A 17,970-nucleotide genomic window follows, 5' to 3' on the forward strand; every position below is an offset into this window, starting at 1 on the left:
CCAAATTCATTCTAAAATATAGCCCATAAAAAAAGACCGCCTATAAAACATAAGTGGTCTTTTTATTATCAATAATTAGAGTATAAACAATAATGGTGTCGTTTAAACCAATACTTTTTAGAACTGATACGTCAATGACGCTTTAATATTACGACCTGGTTCAAAATCAGTGCTCTCATCTTCTAGCGGATTGTATCTTGAAGCATGACTGGCATAGGTGTTATCAAAGATATTATACACTCCGACAGTGGCTTTTAGGCCATCAACTTGTGTTGGCGAATAGCTCATAAAGATATCATGAACATCATAACTTGCTTTTTTGATGTCATCACCACCTGTGTTTGGCGTTACTGAAGCAACATAGGTGCTGCGCCAGCCAAGATCTGTCGTCTCTGTTGGTTCATAAGCCAAATTGACCATGTATTTATCACCAGTATCTGAGCTACTGCCAGTTTGTGAATAGATACTATGACCCGTGTCTTTACCTTTACTACGCGCATGAGCATAGCTCAAACCCATAATAAAATCATTCATTTTATAATCAGCGGCAAGCTCAACACCCTTGATCTTATAATCTTCATCTTTATTGATAGCGCCTTGGCAATCACCGCCTAACGCGCCGGTCACACAATCTAAACCTGAATGCCTACCACCACTGCGCACGTATTCAATATAGTTTTCGATATTGGTTTCAAAGTATTTACCGCTTAACTGTAGGGCATCATTAGCAGTGGTTAGACCGCGTAAAGTTGTCGCAATACCTACTTCCGCATTGTCACCTTCTTCAGCCTTTAAGTCTTTATTGACATAGGTGCCAGCACCATCTCGATTGAAAATAGCTTGGCTTAAGTCTGGTCCGTTAAATAATTGAGTATAGCTGGCAAATACTTGTGTACGCGGCGCGATCTCATAGCTGGCCGCCAGTGCACCAACGACATTATCGTAAGTTTTGCCAGCAGACACAAATTCAGGGGACTCATAGCGGTCATAACGTACGCCAGGGGTTAAAGTTAATTTACCCATTTGCCATTGGTCTTCTAGATATACTGAAGTATTTTTGGCTTCATCATTACCTGTTACGGGTAGTTTGGTTTTACGATCAAGAGCGCCATAATCTGACTGCTTTTTGTAATGCTCTAGCCCTGTAATCAGTTTATGGCTTCCTAACGTTGAGTCAATCACACTGGTGTTTTCAATTTTCCCACCTGTGGTTTTTACTTTAGCATTCCAATCATACCCTGGCGATGTTTTGGGATCGTTATCACGCGAAATCTGTGTTTCGGTTTGATAAATGGTGGTATCAACATCAATGAGCGAGTTTAATGGATTGAAATTGTAATCGACTGTATAAGTATCTCGCTTTACTTTTTGTGGGATTGGATCATCGCCTAGACTTGGAAAATCTGGACGGAACGGAAAGACACCTTCTTTATCAGTACGGCTAAAGCTAGCCCCTATACGGTGATCATCTGCGATATAAGCACCAGCCTTTAGAAGGATGTTCTCGCCTTTACTGTCTTCAAACAACTCTCGACCGCTACCATCTTCACCAGAGCTTGTATCACGCTTGCCATAATAAGCCAGCAAATCAACATTGTCCGTTGGCGCTGCAAAAACGGTCGCTGAGGTTAGTAGCTCATCATTATTACTGGCATAGCCGACATGTACCTTAGCACCAATTTTCTGACCGGGTTTAAGTAGGTCTGCGGCATCAACGGTTTTAAAAGCAACCGCACCGCCAATAGCATCATTACCTAAAGTGACTGAGTTATTACCGACAGAGACATCCGCTTGTTTCAATAAATCTGGGTCGATAGTCACGTCACCCATATGGTAGAACAGCTTGCCTTCTTGGCGCGCCCCATCAATGGTCACTTTTAAGTTACTGTCTTCAAGACCACGAATACGAATGCGCTGGTTGATGGACGAGGTGCCACCTATGGTAACGCCTGGAATCACATTTAAAAAATCGCTCAAATGACTGGCTTGCTGCGCCGGCGTATAGTCATCAATATAGACCTTACCTTCTTGTGCCTCTTTTCTAGCTGACTTATTGGCTGTGACTGTAATGGTCTGTAATGAGGTCTGCATTACCTCTTCAGCACTGGCTACTTGTGACCCTAGAACAGCAGCTATACCTACTGACAGCACCGTTAATCGACTAGAAAATATTGATTCACGCATAACGCACTCACTTTATAAAACTTAAGAATTATTGATAACGAGGCTACTCAATAAAAAATATTAGTTGAGTAATAGCCTACAAATTAAGAGATGAAATTAAAACTGTAAATGCTATTAGAAATGTAAATGATAATAGTTAACATTTGAGAACGAAAGTATAATAACGAATTGTTAATAATTAAGCAACATTTGAAATAAAAAATATTTTTATGTTCTAAATGACCACTGATTTAGGAACAGCGGTCACTTAGTAGGCGTTAAAAAAGAGAATAGTTTATCTTAAGAACTACATAAAGAAAAGCTCATGAAAAGTTAACTTACTTGTATATTAAAAAAACCTGACCAGTTGGTCAGGTTTTAATCTGCATTAACGAACAAAATGATTGATAATAGCTGATACCTATTGTCAGCCGTTAGTACTAGAAAATAAATATATTTTTGCTGTTTACCAAAACCATTTTACCATTGAGTGGGTTTAACTTAATTATCATCCAAGTCCGCAACCACGTAAGATAAAGGGCACTAAGAAGTCAGCAGCACGGGCTTCATCTTCTTCATCGTAAGCCTTTTTCCCCATTAAGCCGACGATTTCAGTTTCAAATTCAGCATAACGTTGCGTCGTTGCCCAAATTAAAATTAATAATTGCAAGGGATCCTCAATACCGATTTTGCCTTGTTGATGCCATATTTTCATGACTTGTATCTTATCAAGCGCCCATTCTTGCATCGTTGTGGACATGAAGTCATGCAAGTGCGGTGCACCGCCGATCACTTCAACAGCAAATAGTTTATGACGATTAGGGTGCACAAAGGCTTGATGAAGCTTGGTACGGACGAACTTTTCGATGACCGTTTTTGGATCACTGTCCACGGTCATGGTCACTAAGCCCTCGTTCCATTCTTGAATAATAGAGCGCAGTACCACCCTGTATAGATTTTTCTTGTTTTTAAAGTAGTAATGAATATTGGCTTTAGGAAGTCCTGCTCGATCGGCGATACCTTGCATAGTGGCACCGCGGTAGCTTTTGAGGACGAACTCCTCTTCAGCCGCCATTAAAATCAGTTCCTGGTTGCGCGCACGGATATCTTGCTGACTGCGCGGGGTAGGTGCTTCCGATGCACACGAATTATCTTTGTGATTATTTTGAGTCATAATGGTCATAACTTAGGCCATACGGCATTTTTGTTAGAAAAAACGTTATATTCTGGTTAGCAGTTACAATAAATACTACTATTTATGGAACATAACACTACAAATTGAAAGTTTTTGTATAAAATAGTTGACCAAATGGTCAGGTTTTTGCACAATAGACAATATAAACCAATTACGTTTTAATTAGTATCCCTTTAGCAAACGATTTATGGGGTTACGCCTTATAGAGTTATAAAATTTAAGCGTTATGCAAAGGGATTGCTATATCATCGTTGCCTGATAGACTATCGGGCTTCCCTATTAAAAGAAAAGGATGTCATCATGAGCTTAACCCTGTCAGAATTTAACGACCTATCCCAAGAAGATGCTACAGCACAACTGTTAACCTGTTGTACTAGCACTAGCTGGGCACAAACCCTTGCCAGCGCCCGCCCTTTTGCAGATATTGATGCCATGCTTGTCGCTAATGATGACGCTTGGAATAAAGCGCAAACCAGCGAAGCCAATTTAATTGAAGCTTTTGACGGTCATCCGCAAATTGGCAACGTCGACTCATTAAAAGAAAAATATCGTAACACCCAAGACAGCGCAGCGCATGAACAATCAGGCGCGAATGATGCTGAAGACCAAGTGCTTGAGGCACTCGCCCAAGGCAATCAAGACTATCTTGATAAGTTTGGTTTTATTTTTATTGTATTCGCAACGGGCAAAAGTGCCCAGCAAATGCTTGACTTACTATTAGCGCGTCTACCCAATGACCGTGAAACTGAACTGGCGAACGCTGCTGCTGAGCAAAATAAAATTACGCGTCTACGTATCCAAAAGCTATTAGGCGCCGCATAAACTATCAGATTAATAACACACGCTTGATATCTAATAAACGATGTCAGCATAAAATTTATACGATAAGACTCTATCGTTATTTACCTATAATAAGGAAGCATTATGTCAGCCACCCTATCATCACACATTTTAGACACTCATCTTGGTAAACCTGCTGCTGATATCGCAGTTACCTTACATCGCATCAAAGACAGTGGCGATGCTACATTACTAGCCAATGGTACGACCAACAATGATGGCCGCGTTGCACCAGATAGCTGGGCTGCTGTTGATGGTGCTGATTGCGACTTAAGTGCTGGTCGTTATACCTTGACCTTTGATACCCAATCTTATTTTGACGCGCAAAAGCTGACAGCGTTCTATCCGCAAGTTGTGATTGACTTTGTGGTAAGCGATGCCAGTCATTATCATGTGCCGCTATTACTTAGCGCCCATGGCTATGGCACGTATCGCGGTTCGTAAGTTTATAAGGGCTATCAAGTTCTTAAGACTTGGTTTCTAGGATTTGATAGCCCCATTAAATACGAATATTATTTTTATTATCCAAGAACATCACAAATCGCTAACTCTGGTAGTTTGATTCGTTGTTTTGATTAATGTATTCAAATCAATTCAACGAATTGCTTATTGATATAACGTCGTTTAATTCTAGCTACTCCTATGGATGGTATCGTAGCAATTAGACATCAGATATCTAAGCCGGCCTTTCTACTCTTGGTTTCATTATGTTGGTATCACTAGATTGTTATACCAACATGATGCGCCGCCGCCGTTAACACCTACTAAGACATAGCAATACAAAAGGACACTCGTGCATGGGCGCATATTATCTCGATTGGTTAAACTTATTCTTCCGCTGGTTTCACGTCATTGCTGGTGTGGCATGGATTGGCGCCTCATTCTACTTCGTATGGCTCGATATGAGCTTACAGAAGCCGCCCAAATGGAAAGCTGATAAAGGCATTTCAGGTGACCTTTGGGCGGTTCATGGTGGTGGTTTCTATGAAATTGCTAAATATAAGCTTGAACCTGAAGAGATGCCAAAAACGCTACATTGGTTCAAATGGGAAGCTTACACCACATGGCTAACCGGTATGGCCATGATCTCTATCGTCTATTATGCCAATGCAACGGCATACTTAGTTGATACCAGAAAGTTTGCTTTTACAAATTTAGAAGCTATTTTTGTAAGCTTAGCGTTCCTATTTGGTAGCTACTTAATTTATGAATTAGTTGTACGCAGCCGTATCGGCAAAAATAAAATGGTTTTTAGTATTACTATCTTTATACTAATAATTATTGCGACGTGGGGCTCTTATCAGTTATTTAGTGATCGTGCGTCCTTTATCCACGTCGGTGCCATTTTAGGTACTATCATGGCGGGTAACGTATTCTTTGGTATTATGCCTGCTCAGCGCGCACTCGTAGATTGCGTACGCCGCGGTGTCAAACCGGGTCCAGAAGTAGCAGATTTAGCATTGATGGCCAGAAACCGCTCAGTGATGAATAACTACTTTACCCTACCCCTAATCTTTACCATGATTAGTAATCACTATCCAATGATGTATTCATTTGGAAATGGTAAGGGTTGGTTGGTACTAGTATTCGTTGGTATCATCACTGCGACTGCTCGTCATTACTTTAACCTGAAACATTTGGGTCACAACAAACCAGGTTACTTAATCGTTCCTGCAATTGCGACGCTTGCGTTAATTTTCTGGATGCGTCCTGCCCCAATTGAAGCAGCACCTGTCACTCAACCAGTAGCTTCTGCTACCACTGATAACGCAGGCGAGTCAACAACTGCTGAAGCCGTTCCTGTTTCTGCCTCAGGTGATGATGATGCCATTATGGCTGTTGTACATGAGCGCTGTAGCGTTTGTCATGCTGAGAAGCCTACGAATGCGACGGTTAATGCGCCACCATTAGGTATTATTCTTGCTACAACAGCGGACTTAAAAACACACAAAGCTAAAATCGTAACGTCATTACAGACTAATTATATGCCATTGGGCAATATTACTGAGATGACTGATGAAGAGCGTCAGCAAGTTCTAGTATATACTTCGGCTTTATAATCTAATAGCAGCGGTAACTGTATAATAAGTATATTAAAAATAGCCGGTCTAAATGACCGGCTATTTTTATGTAGGATTTTTTATGATCTAGATGTTTCTACATAAAAATAGCTTCGTAACGTTTTAGCATATCGCCTCTTATCCCCTTTTTTATCATATTTTAAAGAGGTAAATTAATAATTATCTTGACCGAACTGTCCGATGCCCTTAATGTCCGATGTCCTTAAAGTAAAGCGGACTTAAATTTAGCCGCAATCCTCTAAAAGAAATTACGGATATCTGACAAACGGTAGCAAACACAACAGTATCAAAGTATTTGTAATCACAGTCAGCTTGATCCGGCTATTAAAAACTTAAGACTATATAATGAAGGTTTAGCACCACTCAAGCCAGAAAATCGTACGTGGGGCTGGTTTGCTATATTTAACGTCTGGTCCAATGGTATACAGAGCTTATTGGGCTATACCCTGCAGCCTTGTTATTTTTAAGTTATAGCTTGATTGGCTGGTGGGTAATGGCAGCGATTATATGTACCGGCTTTGTCGCGATGTTTATGGTCAATCTGACTGGTAGGCCTAGCGTCAAATACGGTATCCCGTTTCCAGTATTGATACGGGCAAGCCTTAGTGTTAGTGGCGCAAACTTACCAGCAGTACTACGTGCCATCATTAGTATTTTTTGGTACGGGGTGCAAACTTATTTTGCATCGATCGCAGTCGCGCTTTTGATGGCGGTGGTATGGTATCAATCAGGGTCTGAGTTGCTGCCAGCAATCAGCTCTATTTTTACCGGCACCAATAATTATAACGATAATCAATTGCAAGCATTTACGGCTATAATGAGTGGGTACGATGGTTGCTTATTTTGCCGCCGTAGTAATTAACTTTAGCGACTTCTCGCGCTTTTTGCGCAGTGAACGAGATATGAAGATCGGTTACTTAATTGATTTACCCATCAATATGTTTTTCTTATCATTTATCGCCTTAGTGATTACTGAGGGTACACTCGTATTGTTTAGCGAGGCGCTGCCTAACCCTTCAGATATCGTTGAGAAAATAAATGCACTCCCTTTGACTAAGTTTGAAGCTTGTAGCTTCTTATTATGTTCAGCTATTGGAAGTCATATCTATTAGATGTTACTGCGCCAATAAACAATAAAGCCAAACTCAATAAATAATAAAAAAAACGACAATATAAAGTGTTAAGTCAGTACAAATAGCATTACTTTTGTACTGCCTCTCTCTTTATTATTAGTTTTTATAAATATAAAGCAAAATTATCTTGACCAAAGCATCAGATACACATACAGTAATACAGAATTAGTAATGATTGCCATTTGTCAGAATGTAGAACGACTGGTTAATAATCATTTCTAGATCCTACAAACTAGACGCTACAAAATAATAGTAAAAAATGGCATTCGCTAGTATTTCAAGTAAGTGGTTATGATGCTTAGCTTGATGGTGTTATAATTCTTATAACGCTCTAATTGACAACGTATTACTATCTAAAATACTCAGCCTAAAACATTCAGCACTATCACAGCCCCAACGCTGTACCTAGGTCTGCTAGATTTTATCTCTAGCCTGACCGAACAATATCTAAAACTTATTCAGCGATACCTGCGCCTCTACCCTATTGAGTAGCTACTCATAAGTTAAAATGGTGGCTTACTCTAAAGCACGCGCTCATCACATTGACCATCAAGTCCAGCTTGCTGATTGATTTGCGTGTGGCTAGCTTGTTTATATCAAATAACCAGTTTGTTTATATCAAATAAGTTAGGTCTGTCCAGTTAGTTTTTAGCCAAGGATTAGGCGCATGATTGCTGCTAGACAAACAATCACTCTGTTTTTATAAAGGACTCTCTACGATGACAAAAAAAATCACTAGCGACTTTGATCAGGACGCCTATCCTCGTGACCTAAAAGGCTATGGTGGCAATCCACCAAAAGCCAATTGGCCAGGTGGCGCAAAAATCGCTGTTCAATTCGTACTGAATATTGAAGAGGGCGCAGAAAACAGTGTCATTCATGGCGATGGTCAGTCTGAGCGCTTTTTATCTGATGTCTTAGGGACACCAGAATTTAACAATCGTCATCAGTCTATTGAGTCAGCCTTTGAATATGGTAGCCGCGTTGGCGTTTGGCGTGTACTCGATGTGTTCAAAGAGTACGGTCTACCTATCACCACCTTTACCTGTGCCGCAGCAGCTGAGAAGACCCCGCATATCATTGAGCGCGTCTTAGAAGATGGCCATGAAATTGCAAGCCACGGCCTGCGCTGGATTACTTATCAGGACATGTACCGCGAGACGGAACGTGCGCATGTACAAGCCGCCACTAAAATATTTGATCGGATGCTGGGCGGACAGCCATTAGGCTGGTACACTGGCCGCGATAGCCCTAACACGCGTGAATTGGTCGCTGAGCAAGGCGGTTATATTTATGACTCCGATTCTTACGCAGATGAGCTTCCGTATTGGCTCAATGTCAAAGTAGAAGACGGTAGCAGCATCGTCCGTAAGCCGCATTTGGTTATCCCTTATACCCTTGAAACCAATGACATGCGTTTTACCTCAAGCCCAGGCTTTACTAATGCTGAACCTTTTTACCAATACCTAAAAGACAGCTTTGATACCTTATATGAAGAAGGCGCAGACACGCCAAAAATGCTGACGATCGGTCTGCATTGCCGTATCATCGGCCGTGCTGGTCGCATTACTGCACTCAAGCAATTTTTAAAGTATATCACCAGCAAGCCTGACGTTTGGGTATGCCGCCGCGATGAAATTGCTAAGCACTGGTATGAAAATCATCCAGCCACTGCAGACAACAGCGCAGACTGGATGTAATCCTAGACAGTTTATTATCTCAGTTATACATCTGCTTTAATCTTAAATTGGGCGTTCTATATTTATTTACTCAAACAAATATTGGTGACGCTCGGTCTAAACTTCTAACAAGATAAGCAGCTAACAACCGTGCAGCGTAAGCAGAAAAGCTCACGAAAAAAAACAATAAGATAAAATATAGTTATCGACTTCTGAAAATCTATAACTTAATGAACTATATCATGAATAAAGGCCACGTTATGAAAACCACAATAATTGCTCAACCTTTAACTAAAGCTGCTTTTGCGCCCTATGGCTCAGTTATTGAGCCTTATAATGATCAAGAAAAATGTCCTGAAAACAGTTGGGATATCAACCGTGGCTTTGCCTGTCGCCATGATTCTATCTCAAAAGTTGAGCATGACGGCGGCGAAGTTGGTTTTAGCATTTTCCGTACCAAAAGACGCGATTGCCCCATTACGTTATCAGTGATGGAATACCATCCGTTTGGCAGCCAAGCCTTCTTTTCTATGAATAGCACAGACTATATCGTCGTTGTGGCCAAAGCTGGCGAGCCACCAAAATCAGCGGATGATTTAGAGGTTTTTTATGCCCGTTCGTATCAAGGTGTACAGTATGATGCCAATGTTTGGCATCATCCACTACTGGCGCTAAAAGCTGATTGTGACTTTTTAGTGGTCGACCGCATCAATGGTGATGGTAATAACTGCCATGAGTTCGAAATTGACGATTGGGAAGTTTGCGTTGATGTCGCCACTGAGGAAGCTAAGTCAAATAGAGCAAAGGCTAATGCTGTTTAGAAGTTATGCTAGTGTTCTAAAAAGCATACTAGCATCAGATATAACAATACGGACCTCATGCACACATTGATGATATTCTAATGGTCCCTTTATTAAAGGTTCCTGAGGCATTAAGCGCACAAGAACTTGAAAATGAATTAAAATATAGGTGCGCAAGGAATGTTAGTTTACGTGGTTCGGTAGGTTGATTCAGGCATGAGCGCTTTTAAGGTGCCTGATATCAATGACATTGGATTCATGGAAGACAGGGCAACTTTACGTATTTTTAGTCAGCATATCAACAACAGATTAGAGCGTTGAATTTTCGATGAGTCATTAAAAAAATGGCATCAGTTGTCGATCAACAAAATGAAAACGATCCAAGCTATCAGGTTATGTCTAACGTCTAACGATTTTGACAATAGCTTAGCCTTCCAAGCTGCACTTGATTTAGTGTTTTGATTTAGTGTTTAAAGGGAAATCCCAGCCAAACGGGGTTACCGAACCTTTGCTCCATGATTTCAGATACGAATTTATCGCGGCATAAAACCACTAAGGAACATCAAAAATGTCAACAAAAAGTACTTATTACGCACCAACTGGCGGATTGCCGCCACAAACACAATTACTATCTGACCGCGCTATCTTTACCGAAGCTTATGCGATTATCCCTAAACGTGTACTAACCGACATTGTGATTAGCTATTTACCTTTTTGGACAGGCATGCGCATGTGGGTGCTTGCGCGTCCACTATCAGGTTTCTCTGAAACATTCTCACAGTATATCGTCGAAGTTGAGCCTAATGGTGGCTCAGAAAAGCCTGAGCTAGATGCAAATGCTGAAGGTGTTATATTCATCGTCGAAGGCGAAATGGATATCACTATTGAAGGTGAGTCGCATCATCTTGAATCAGGTGGTTATGCATTCTTACCACCTGGCTGCAAATGGACGCTAAAAAACAATAGCGACAAGCATGTTAAATTTCATTGGATTCGTAAAGCTTATCAACATTGTGAAGGTGTTGATGTGCCGGAAGCGTTTGTAACTAGCGACCATGATGTTGAAGCGATTGAAATGCCGGGTACTGGTGGCGTATGGACAACTACCAGATTTACAGAGCAGTCGGATATGCGTCACGACATGCATGTAAATATTGTTACATTCCAGCCAGGTGGCGTCATTCCATTTGATGAAACTCATGTTATGGAACATGGTTTGTATGTACTAGAAGGTAAAGCAGTTTATCACTTAAACGGTGAATGGGTAGAAGTTGAAGCAGGTGACTTTATGTGGCTGCGCGCATTCTGCCCACAATCTTGCTATGCTGGTGGACCTGGTCCATTCAGATATTTACTGTATAAAGACGTGAATAGACATATGCCGTTTATTCGTCCAGTAAAATAAGTAATATGAAGGCATAATCGTTCATTCGAATATGTCATTGATTACTTTTTAAAACTGCGCTATCGATGCAATTGATAGCGCAGTTTTTTATGAAAAGGAATAAATCTCTCAAGGTAAACTTCAACCTGCATTAACTATCGTTTCAAACCCCAATAATGGCAACATCACCTAAGAAAAAAATCAACCTTCTCACGTATCGCTTAGTGATTTATGTTTAATACTATTGTTTAAACTTTAGTAATTATTATATCAGCCAGTTAATTTCGATTAGCTGGTTTTTTTGTGTCTCATTTTTAAGAGTAATCATCTAAAACTTTAGACATAAAAAGCCCCTTATCTTAATGAGAGACAAAGAGCCTTTTGTTGTTTATCATCAGTTAAATAAGTAGCTGTCTAATTTACTCACTAATACGCTGCAAAAATGCCTGCGTACGTGGATGGGTGGACAGCTCAAACATTTGCTCCGCGCTACCCTCTTCAACCACATAGCCATCTTCAATCAGTACCACGTGATCAGCTACTTCACGAGCAAAGTTAATTTCATGGGTGACGACAACCATCGTCCAGCCTTCTGAGGCCAGCTGCTTCATAGTCGCTAATACCTCTTTTACCAATTCTGGATCTAGCGCAGAAGTTGGCTCATCAAATAATAATAAAGACGGCTCAATAGCGAGCGCACGAGCAATGCCAATCCGTTGTTGTTGACCACCAGATAATTGAAACGGATATAAGTCTGCCTTACCAGATAGCCCTACTTTAGCAAGGAGTGTTAAGGCTTGCGTACGTGCTACCGCTTTGCTTGTGCCTTGAACAACAACGGGTCCAAGCATTAAATTTTCGATAGCTGTTTTATGCGGAAATAAATTGTAAGACTGAAACACCATACCTGACTTACGTTGTAGTGCGAGCAAAGTCTTTTTATTAGGCTTAGTAGCAAAGTCTACGGTTAAACTACCGTCATCAAAAGCAATCACCCCTTGATCAGGAATCTCAAGCGCGTTGATACAGCGTAAAAAAGTTGTTTTTCCTGAGCCTGATGGTCCTAATATCACCACCACATTGCCTTTATGGATGGTCAAGTCAATACCTTTGAGCACCTGATTACTACCAAAGGCTTTATGAATATTAGTGACTTGAATCATAATTTTTCCTGTTGTGCGGGAATTAATAACTGTTTATAAAATTTAATCAATGGTTTATTTGGCAACATAGCGATCCAAGCGCTGCTCAAGCCTACCTTGGATAAAGGTTAAGAATAAACAAATACCCCAATAAATAATCGCCGCTTCGGTATAGACCAACATGAATTCATAATTACGCGCGGTGATAATCTGCGCCTGTTTAAATAGCTCGGTGACTAAAACTAAAGACGCTAAAGACGTGTCTTTTACCAAGCTGATAAAAGTGTTGGACAACGGCGGTACCGATACCCTCAGTGCTTGTGGCAAAATTACATGGCGAAAGGTTTGCAGATAAGTCAGGCCAACCGTTGCCCCTGCTTCCCACTGCCCTTTTGGAATAGACAAAATGGACGCGCGCACCGTCTCTGACGCATAAGCACCAATATTAAGCGAAAAAGCAATGATAGCGGAGGGAAAGGGATCTAACTTAATACCAATACTGGGCAGACCATAAAAAATAATGAACAGCTGCACCAGCATTGGTGTACCACGAATAGCGGACACATAAATACGAGCCAGACGATAAACAATTTCGTGCATCCAGCCAGCACGCGGCACAATACGGATAAGCGCTACGCTCAGAGCAATCGTCATGCCTATCGTAAAAGAAATCAATGCGAGCGGTATCGAATAATAGATACCGCCTTTCAACATAGGCCAAAACGAGGTAATAACGATATGCGCCCGTTCAGGCGTCATGAACGGCAATAAGGCTAATAGATCAGCAAAAACTGACATTATAGATGCGAGCATTAGTTTTGTTTGCTTATATCAGCACCAAAGAATTCTTGGCTAATTTTAGTCAATGTGCCATCAGCTTGTAAAGTTGCCATCGCTTCGTCTATTTTTGCGACAACCGCATCATCACCTTTACGTAGTATTAAACCTGAACCACGCTGTTCACTCGCTGGCGCAACCAGTTTAATCTCAAGGCCACTGTCTGGAAACTTCTTCAAATAGTCCAATATGGCAAGGTTATCATTCATGGTAAAGTCAGCGCGGTCTTGTTTAACCAATTGCACCGCTTGCGCCATGCCATCAACAGGAACGATTTCTGCTTGGTAACGCTCTGCCAGCTCACCGTAGTTACTACTCAGTGATTGAGCAGTACGAAGCCCTTTCAGCCCTTCCCACGAGCTATAACGATTGTCATCTGTCGGTGCTAATACCACCGCACCTGACCAGCTGTAAGCCGTCGCCTTATCATACTTTGCCATACGTTCAGGCGTGGTCAGGCTTACCTGGTTCGCGACCATATCAAAGCGTTTAGAATCAAGACCTGCCAGCATCGCGTCCCACTGAGTTTCTTTAAACTCTACGCTTACGCCCAATTTATCAGCAACGGCACGCGTTACTTCAACATCATAGCCGGTAAGCTTACCGCTCTCATCATGATAAGTGAATGGTGGATAAGTGCCCTCAGTACCAACGTTAATGGTGCCGCCACTATTGATACGTTGAAGCAGCTCTGAGCCGCTATCTACCGCATTGCTAGTCGTATCAGCATCGTTATTATTAGATTGGCTACAGGCAGCAAGCAGTATTGTGCTGGCAGCAAGGGTTAATAAAGCGCGACGTTTCATAAGTGGTCCTTATGCAAATGAATAAGCAAATCATAATCAAAAACAGACGGCTTATAATATATAAAGTATAAACTTGGTTGTCCGATTTGAGGATTCGGGAAATGATTTTCAATGTAGATATTGGTTTTAATACTGATTTTAAGGTTACTTTTAATATTAATTTTAGCATTGAGCTTAATATTGATCATAATATCGTTTGTCGTACTGGCTTTATTTTAATATAGTTTTTGAGAGTTTAATGTACTTTTTGAGAGTAAAGGTACTCAGCTATATCTATACTAACGCGCCTCGGTTAGATTAACCGTACATAAACAGTGTCCATGCGTAAGATTGTTAGTATTTTGCTGTAAATTATCTTACTTATTGCATTCTTAACGGTCTGTCATCCTTACTGTAGGCAGCAAAATAATCCCCGATCATGACTGTCATAATCGTAGACTCTCAATCGAAATACATTTCTTCGCGTCATTGATAACAATTTGTATATTATTAATATCAGAAGCGCATAGGCTATGAATGTCAGTCATAGAAATCTGAGACAATGACGTTTTGATAGTCGCCTTCATTGCTAGTGTCCGCTCCATCAATACTGTCATTAACTTTTAAATGCGTCTAGCAGTTATAAGTCTGAACGCGCAGTCTCAATCGTAATCATGTCAGCATCCACAGCTAGGATATGAGGCAAGCAATTATGGAGGCTTGAATAATTATATATGGCTATGAATCTGATTTTCAGGATTCATATAGCTGACAGAATGCTTAAAGCTATCCACTGCTTGCTTCTAGTAATGCACATGTTCCGCTTTTCTCAGAGGTAAGCCTTCACGGAATGCTGGCTCATCAATCTGAATAACACTAATACCAGTGTGTTGTACATCCCTAACTTCTTGATTAATGGCTGCAGCAATATGTAGACGCAAGATATCACGAGTCGCAGTATCACTTGTGGCAAGCGACCAATTCAAAATCGTTACCGATTTAGCCTTAGTCGTGTTATTTAACTTGTGTTACACGTAAAAAAGCACCCGCTAACCTTAATCAGCAAATGCTTTATTGTTCAAACTATTTTTCTTTGACAGTTTATTTTTTAACCTTGCTGTTAAATACTTTGCCTGTCGTAGCATCGATATTTAACTCAACAATATGGTTTTGTTTCAGCACTTCGACTTCATAATACGTGGTATGGTCAGCATAATCGCGGTCATTTTTAAATTCAATTTCCATCACACGGCCGCCCGTTTCTTTTTCAGCAATACTCATAGCACGCATCATATTAATTTTTGCTTGTTTAAGCGTTTTGAAATCAGCAATATCACCACTATCTAGGCGGTCCATTTCAGTACCAATAATTTTCCCAGTAAGGGCGTCGACTTTGATTTCATAATTATGAGTGTCCGTATTGAACTCTATCTCGTAGACACCGCCTTTTGCTTTATCGTCATCATCATCAAATTCAGCACTAATAAGCGTACCAGAGGCTTTTTTACTGGCAATGCTAATGGCTTGCTTTAGAGTGATTTTACTGGCTTGCGCTGCACGTACTTCACTAGATTTAGCCGTTTGAGCCGTCGCCGCATTGACCGTCGTACCTAACAGGCCAGCCCCTAAGGTTACTGTCAGACAGGCGCTTAGCGTTGTAAGCTGTAGGTTTTTTAATAAAGTATTCATTATATTATCTCCTCGATTATATTATGATTTTTCATTGGTATATTTTTATATATCAATATAATAATACGTCGGTCTACGGATAATATTGAGACAAAAAAGTAGCGTAATGTGGTATCAATGTACGGTGAAAAATTAAACTGTTAATCTATAGATACTCGTTTTATTTTAGCCAACAGACGGTATAATATGCTCCCTTATTTACAATCATTTTACTTGTCTATTCTCACTAGGTCATCCACGCCCCTTATGCTAAATACCTCACTAAATAATACGTTACTCACTATGTCAGACTTGCTAGCCGATGACAGTACTAATGACAACAATCCTGCTCTATCTGATCTTGCTATCTATTCTGAGGCAGCCGCCGCCTTTGCAAGCTTACCTACTGTCATACAAGAAGCGCTCACGCAAAAAAAACGTATTGTATGTATTGCCAATAACCCCTCTGTAGATACGACAAGCCTTGATGCTTTGCTCCAACCGACTGATATGCTGGTTTTATTTAATCATTTTATACATGCCGATTACTTTGCCAATCATCCACTTATAAGTAAATTACCGAAACTATTATTTTTTCGTCAAATTGGCGATAGCAATCTGCATTTTGGCTTACCGCCTAGAAACAATAATGTAACGGCTATTAATGAGATGAGTAAGCAGGCGCCGCTTGGCATATTACTTAGCAATCAGCCGTATCAGTTCCCACGTCCAAGTGAGGATGCAAGCGCGCATCATGACCCTGTCACCGCAAGCAGAGTATTGGCCCTTCCAGACACCCTGAACGACTTATTGCATGATGACAATCATTGCCGCGTGCTCTCAGAGCATCATCCGGTCGTAGGGGATTATCCGCATTTTGCTGATATTCATTCATCAGCACCGTCATCAGGATTCTTATTATATCGTCTGCTATTAGCAGCGCGCGTGCATGTGCAGCACTTACAAGAGTCTGCAATGCCGTTACAGGTATTAATGATTGGCTTTAATGATGAGGATAAGACTGCCCACTTTTGGCCCGGGCACAATTGGACGTTTGAACGTCAAGAGATGGCGAAGGCACCCTATGGTGTACAAATTATCCGCCAGTATTAGAAGCTATCGTGAGCCGTACATAAAACAGTTATCAAATATAAACTCATAACTGTTAAATAGACGTATTAATAAATAAGGAAGTTAGACATAAGGCGCATCAGGATAATGCGCCTTTTCAATCTGAGTAGCGCTCGGCTTGCGAATCATACTAATTAATTGCTGTTGGTCAACTTGCCAATCAATCAGTCCCATATCTGCAAACGCTAACAGCCAGCCTGCCATTGGCCAATGTTGCCACTTATCGTAAAAGCGATTGGCATTAATGACGATACTCTCCAAGTGGTTTAATGGGGGCCGATATACATCATGCTGTTGGTGATAGATGACATCGTTGGTTAAATAAAAATCAATATTCAATGAGCGAGCAGTAAAGGAAAAATCTGTATCTTCAGCACCATAGCCGACATATTGGGTATCAAAACCGCCAATCCGCTCAAATTGTCCGCGCGATATCGCAAAACATAAACTCCAAAATGCCCCGTAATCTTGTGTTTGTTCAATTTGGGTTTGTTTATGAGTCTTCTCGGCGGTCTTCATAACTTCTTCTTCATTTTCTTCAATACTAGCTTCGGTATTGGTGTCAAAATTATACCGATAAGGATTATAGACGGATAACTTGTCTAAACTTACTTTTGACAAAGCACCTTGTTGTAACTGCTCACCTTCGCTATCTGTTAAAGGTCGGGTAAGATAGCGCGGCTGCCCCATCAGTAAAGCGTTAGGATGAGCTTGTAACTTAGAAGCTAATTGCTCAACAAAGCTTGGTTCAACAATACAGTCGACATCCAGAAATATCAGCGCGTTATTGCTAGCATGTGCAGCCCCAACATTACGATTGCGACCGATATCAAAAGAACTGTTTACTGGTTGAGTGCTACTCTCCGATAGTGCACTGGCAGTAGTGGGAATTTGTACAATATTAAGAGCGAACATTGCCAACTGTTCGGAGTCGGCATCGTCATTCACAATAATGACTTCAGCAGGACGAACACTACCGTGCATAAGGCTACTCAGCAGATTATAAAGATGCCGATTACGCCCATAACAAGTCGTAATAACACTCACAGGAATGATCACCGAACCAATTGTAGGCTTTTCTGTTGCTAGGGTCATAATGTCCTCTTTTATCTTTCTTATTGTTTTTATTTAT

General features: G+C 40.8%; 17 protein-coding genes. 9 read left to right on the forward strand and 8 right to left on the reverse strand.

The genetic code is table 11. The features are described from left to right. Window positions 1-117 precede the first annotated feature (117 nt). Window positions 118-2,184 carry a TonB-dependent receptor domain-containing protein gene (locus ES754_RS05760; RefSeq protein ID WP_147222863.1) on the reverse strand — a complete coding sequence of 689 codons (2,067 nt, stop codon included), beginning with the start codon at window positions 2,182-2,184 and terminating at the stop codon, window positions 118-120. A 487-nt stretch (window positions 2,185-2,671) separates the two neighbouring features. Then, window positions 2,672-3,346: a TetR/AcrR family transcriptional regulator gene (locus tag ES754_RS05765; protein ID WP_227677945.1), complete on the reverse strand. Its 675-nt coding sequence runs from the start codon at window positions 3,344-3,346 to the stop codon at window positions 2,672-2,674. A gap of 312 nt (window positions 3,347-3,658) precedes the next feature. Here ES754_RS05765 and uraD point away from each other — a divergent pair, with 312 nt between their 5' ends. The 8 genes from uraD to ES754_RS05800 all read left to right on the forward strand — a co-directional run bounded on the left by uraD (window position 3,659) and on the right by ES754_RS05800 (window position 11,296). Further along, window positions 3,659-4,180, forward strand: coding sequence for a 2-oxo-4-hydroxy-4-carboxy-5-ureidoimidazoline decarboxylase (gene uraD / locus ES754_RS05770; RefSeq protein ID WP_147222865.1), 522 nt, complete (start codon window positions 3,659-3,661; stop codon window positions 4,178-4,180). Between the two features lie 102 nt (window positions 4,181-4,282). Then, on the forward strand, window positions 4,283-4,642 hold the full coding sequence (gene uraH / locus ES754_RS05775) for a hydroxyisourate hydrolase (RefSeq protein ID WP_147222867.1): 360 nt from the start codon (window positions 4,283-4,285) through the stop codon (window positions 4,640-4,642). A 353-nt stretch (window positions 4,643-4,995) separates the two neighbouring features. Then, the gene (locus tag ES754_RS05780; RefSeq protein ID WP_147222868.1) at window positions 4,996-6,258 is read left to right on the forward strand and encodes a urate hydroxylase PuuD; all 1,263 of its coding nucleotides are present in this window, start codon (window positions 4,996-4,998) and stop codon (window positions 6,256-6,258) included. A gap of 514 nt (window positions 6,259-6,772) precedes the next feature. After that, window positions 6,773-7,141 carry a cytosine permease gene (locus ES754_RS12250; protein ID WP_265090713.1) on the forward strand — a complete coding sequence of 123 codons (369 nt, stop codon included), beginning with the start codon at window positions 6,773-6,775 and terminating at the stop codon, window positions 7,139-7,141. Then, window positions 7,110-7,391: a cytosine permease gene (locus ES754_RS12255; protein WP_228267763.1), complete on the forward strand. Its 282-nt coding sequence runs from the start codon at window positions 7,110-7,112 to the stop codon at window positions 7,389-7,391. The genes ES754_RS12250 and ES754_RS12255 overlap by 32 nt, the downstream gene beginning before the upstream one ends. Window positions 7,392-8,131: 740 nt before the next feature. Beyond that, window positions 8,132-9,112 (forward strand): allantoinase PuuE, encoded by a 981-nt coding sequence (gene puuE, locus ES754_RS05790; RefSeq protein WP_147222870.1) that lies wholly within the window; start codon window positions 8,132-8,134, stop codon window positions 9,110-9,112. Between the two features lie 239 nt (window positions 9,113-9,351). Further along, window positions 9,352-9,912, forward strand: coding sequence for an ureidoglycolate lyase (locus tag ES754_RS05795; RefSeq protein WP_147222872.1), 561 nt, complete (start codon window positions 9,352-9,354; stop codon window positions 9,910-9,912). A gap of 547 nt (window positions 9,913-10,459) precedes the next feature. Beyond that, on the forward strand, window positions 10,460-11,296 hold the full coding sequence (locus ES754_RS05800; protein WP_147222875.1) for a bifunctional allantoicase/(S)-ureidoglycine aminohydrolase: 837 nt from the start codon (window positions 10,460-10,462) through the stop codon (window positions 11,294-11,296). A gap of 398 nt (window positions 11,297-11,694) precedes the next feature. Here ES754_RS05800 and ES754_RS05805 read toward each other — a convergent pair whose 3' ends face one another. The 5 genes from ES754_RS05805 to ES754_RS05825 all read right to left on the reverse strand — a co-directional run bounded on the left by ES754_RS05805 (window position 11,695) and on the right by ES754_RS05825 (window position 15,728). Beyond that, window positions 11,695-12,438 (reverse strand): amino acid ABC transporter ATP-binding protein, encoded by a 744-nt coding sequence (locus tag ES754_RS05805; protein WP_147222877.1) that lies wholly within the window; start codon window positions 12,436-12,438, stop codon window positions 11,695-11,697. Between the two features lie 54 nt (window positions 12,439-12,492). Then, the gene (locus ES754_RS05810) at window positions 12,493-13,215 is read right to left on the reverse strand and encodes an amino acid ABC transporter permease (RefSeq protein ID WP_227677943.1); all 723 of its coding nucleotides are present in this window, start codon (window positions 13,213-13,215) and stop codon (window positions 12,493-12,495) included. Window positions 13,216-13,229: 14 nt separating this feature from the next. Beyond that, window positions 13,230-14,060 (reverse strand): amino acid ABC transporter substrate-binding protein, encoded by an 831-nt coding sequence (locus ES754_RS05815; RefSeq protein WP_147222881.1) that lies wholly within the window; start codon window positions 14,058-14,060, stop codon window positions 13,230-13,232. Window positions 14,061-14,842: 782 nt separating this feature from the next. Next, a complete protein-coding gene (locus tag ES754_RS12110) occupies window positions 14,843-15,025 on the reverse strand; it encodes a hypothetical protein (protein ID WP_201538817.1) in 183 nt (60 codons plus the stop codon). A 115-nt stretch (window positions 15,026-15,140) separates the two neighbouring features. Beyond that, window positions 15,141-15,728 (reverse strand): PepSY domain-containing protein, encoded by a 588-nt coding sequence (locus ES754_RS05825; RefSeq protein WP_147222883.1) that lies wholly within the window; start codon window positions 15,726-15,728, stop codon window positions 15,141-15,143. Window positions 15,729-16,010: 282 nt separating this feature from the next. Here ES754_RS05825 and ES754_RS05830 point away from each other — a divergent pair, with 282 nt between their 5' ends. Next, window positions 16,011-16,820 carry a hypothetical protein gene (locus tag ES754_RS05830; RefSeq protein ID WP_147222885.1) on the forward strand — a complete coding sequence of 270 codons (810 nt, stop codon included), beginning with the start codon at window positions 16,011-16,013 and terminating at the stop codon, window positions 16,818-16,820. 81 nt (window positions 16,821-16,901) lie between these two features. Here ES754_RS05830 and ES754_RS05835 read toward each other — a convergent pair whose 3' ends face one another. Beyond that, a complete protein-coding gene (locus tag ES754_RS05835; RefSeq protein ID WP_147222886.1) occupies window positions 16,902-17,933 on the reverse strand; it encodes a glycosyltransferase family 2 protein in 1,032 nt (343 codons plus the stop codon). Window positions 17,934-17,970 lie beyond the last annotated feature (37 nt).

The sequence above is a fragment of the Psychrobacter frigidicola genome (assembly GCF_007997305.1).
Lineage (GTDB): Bacteria > Pseudomonadota > Gammaproteobacteria > Pseudomonadales > Moraxellaceae > Psychrobacter > Psychrobacter frigidicola.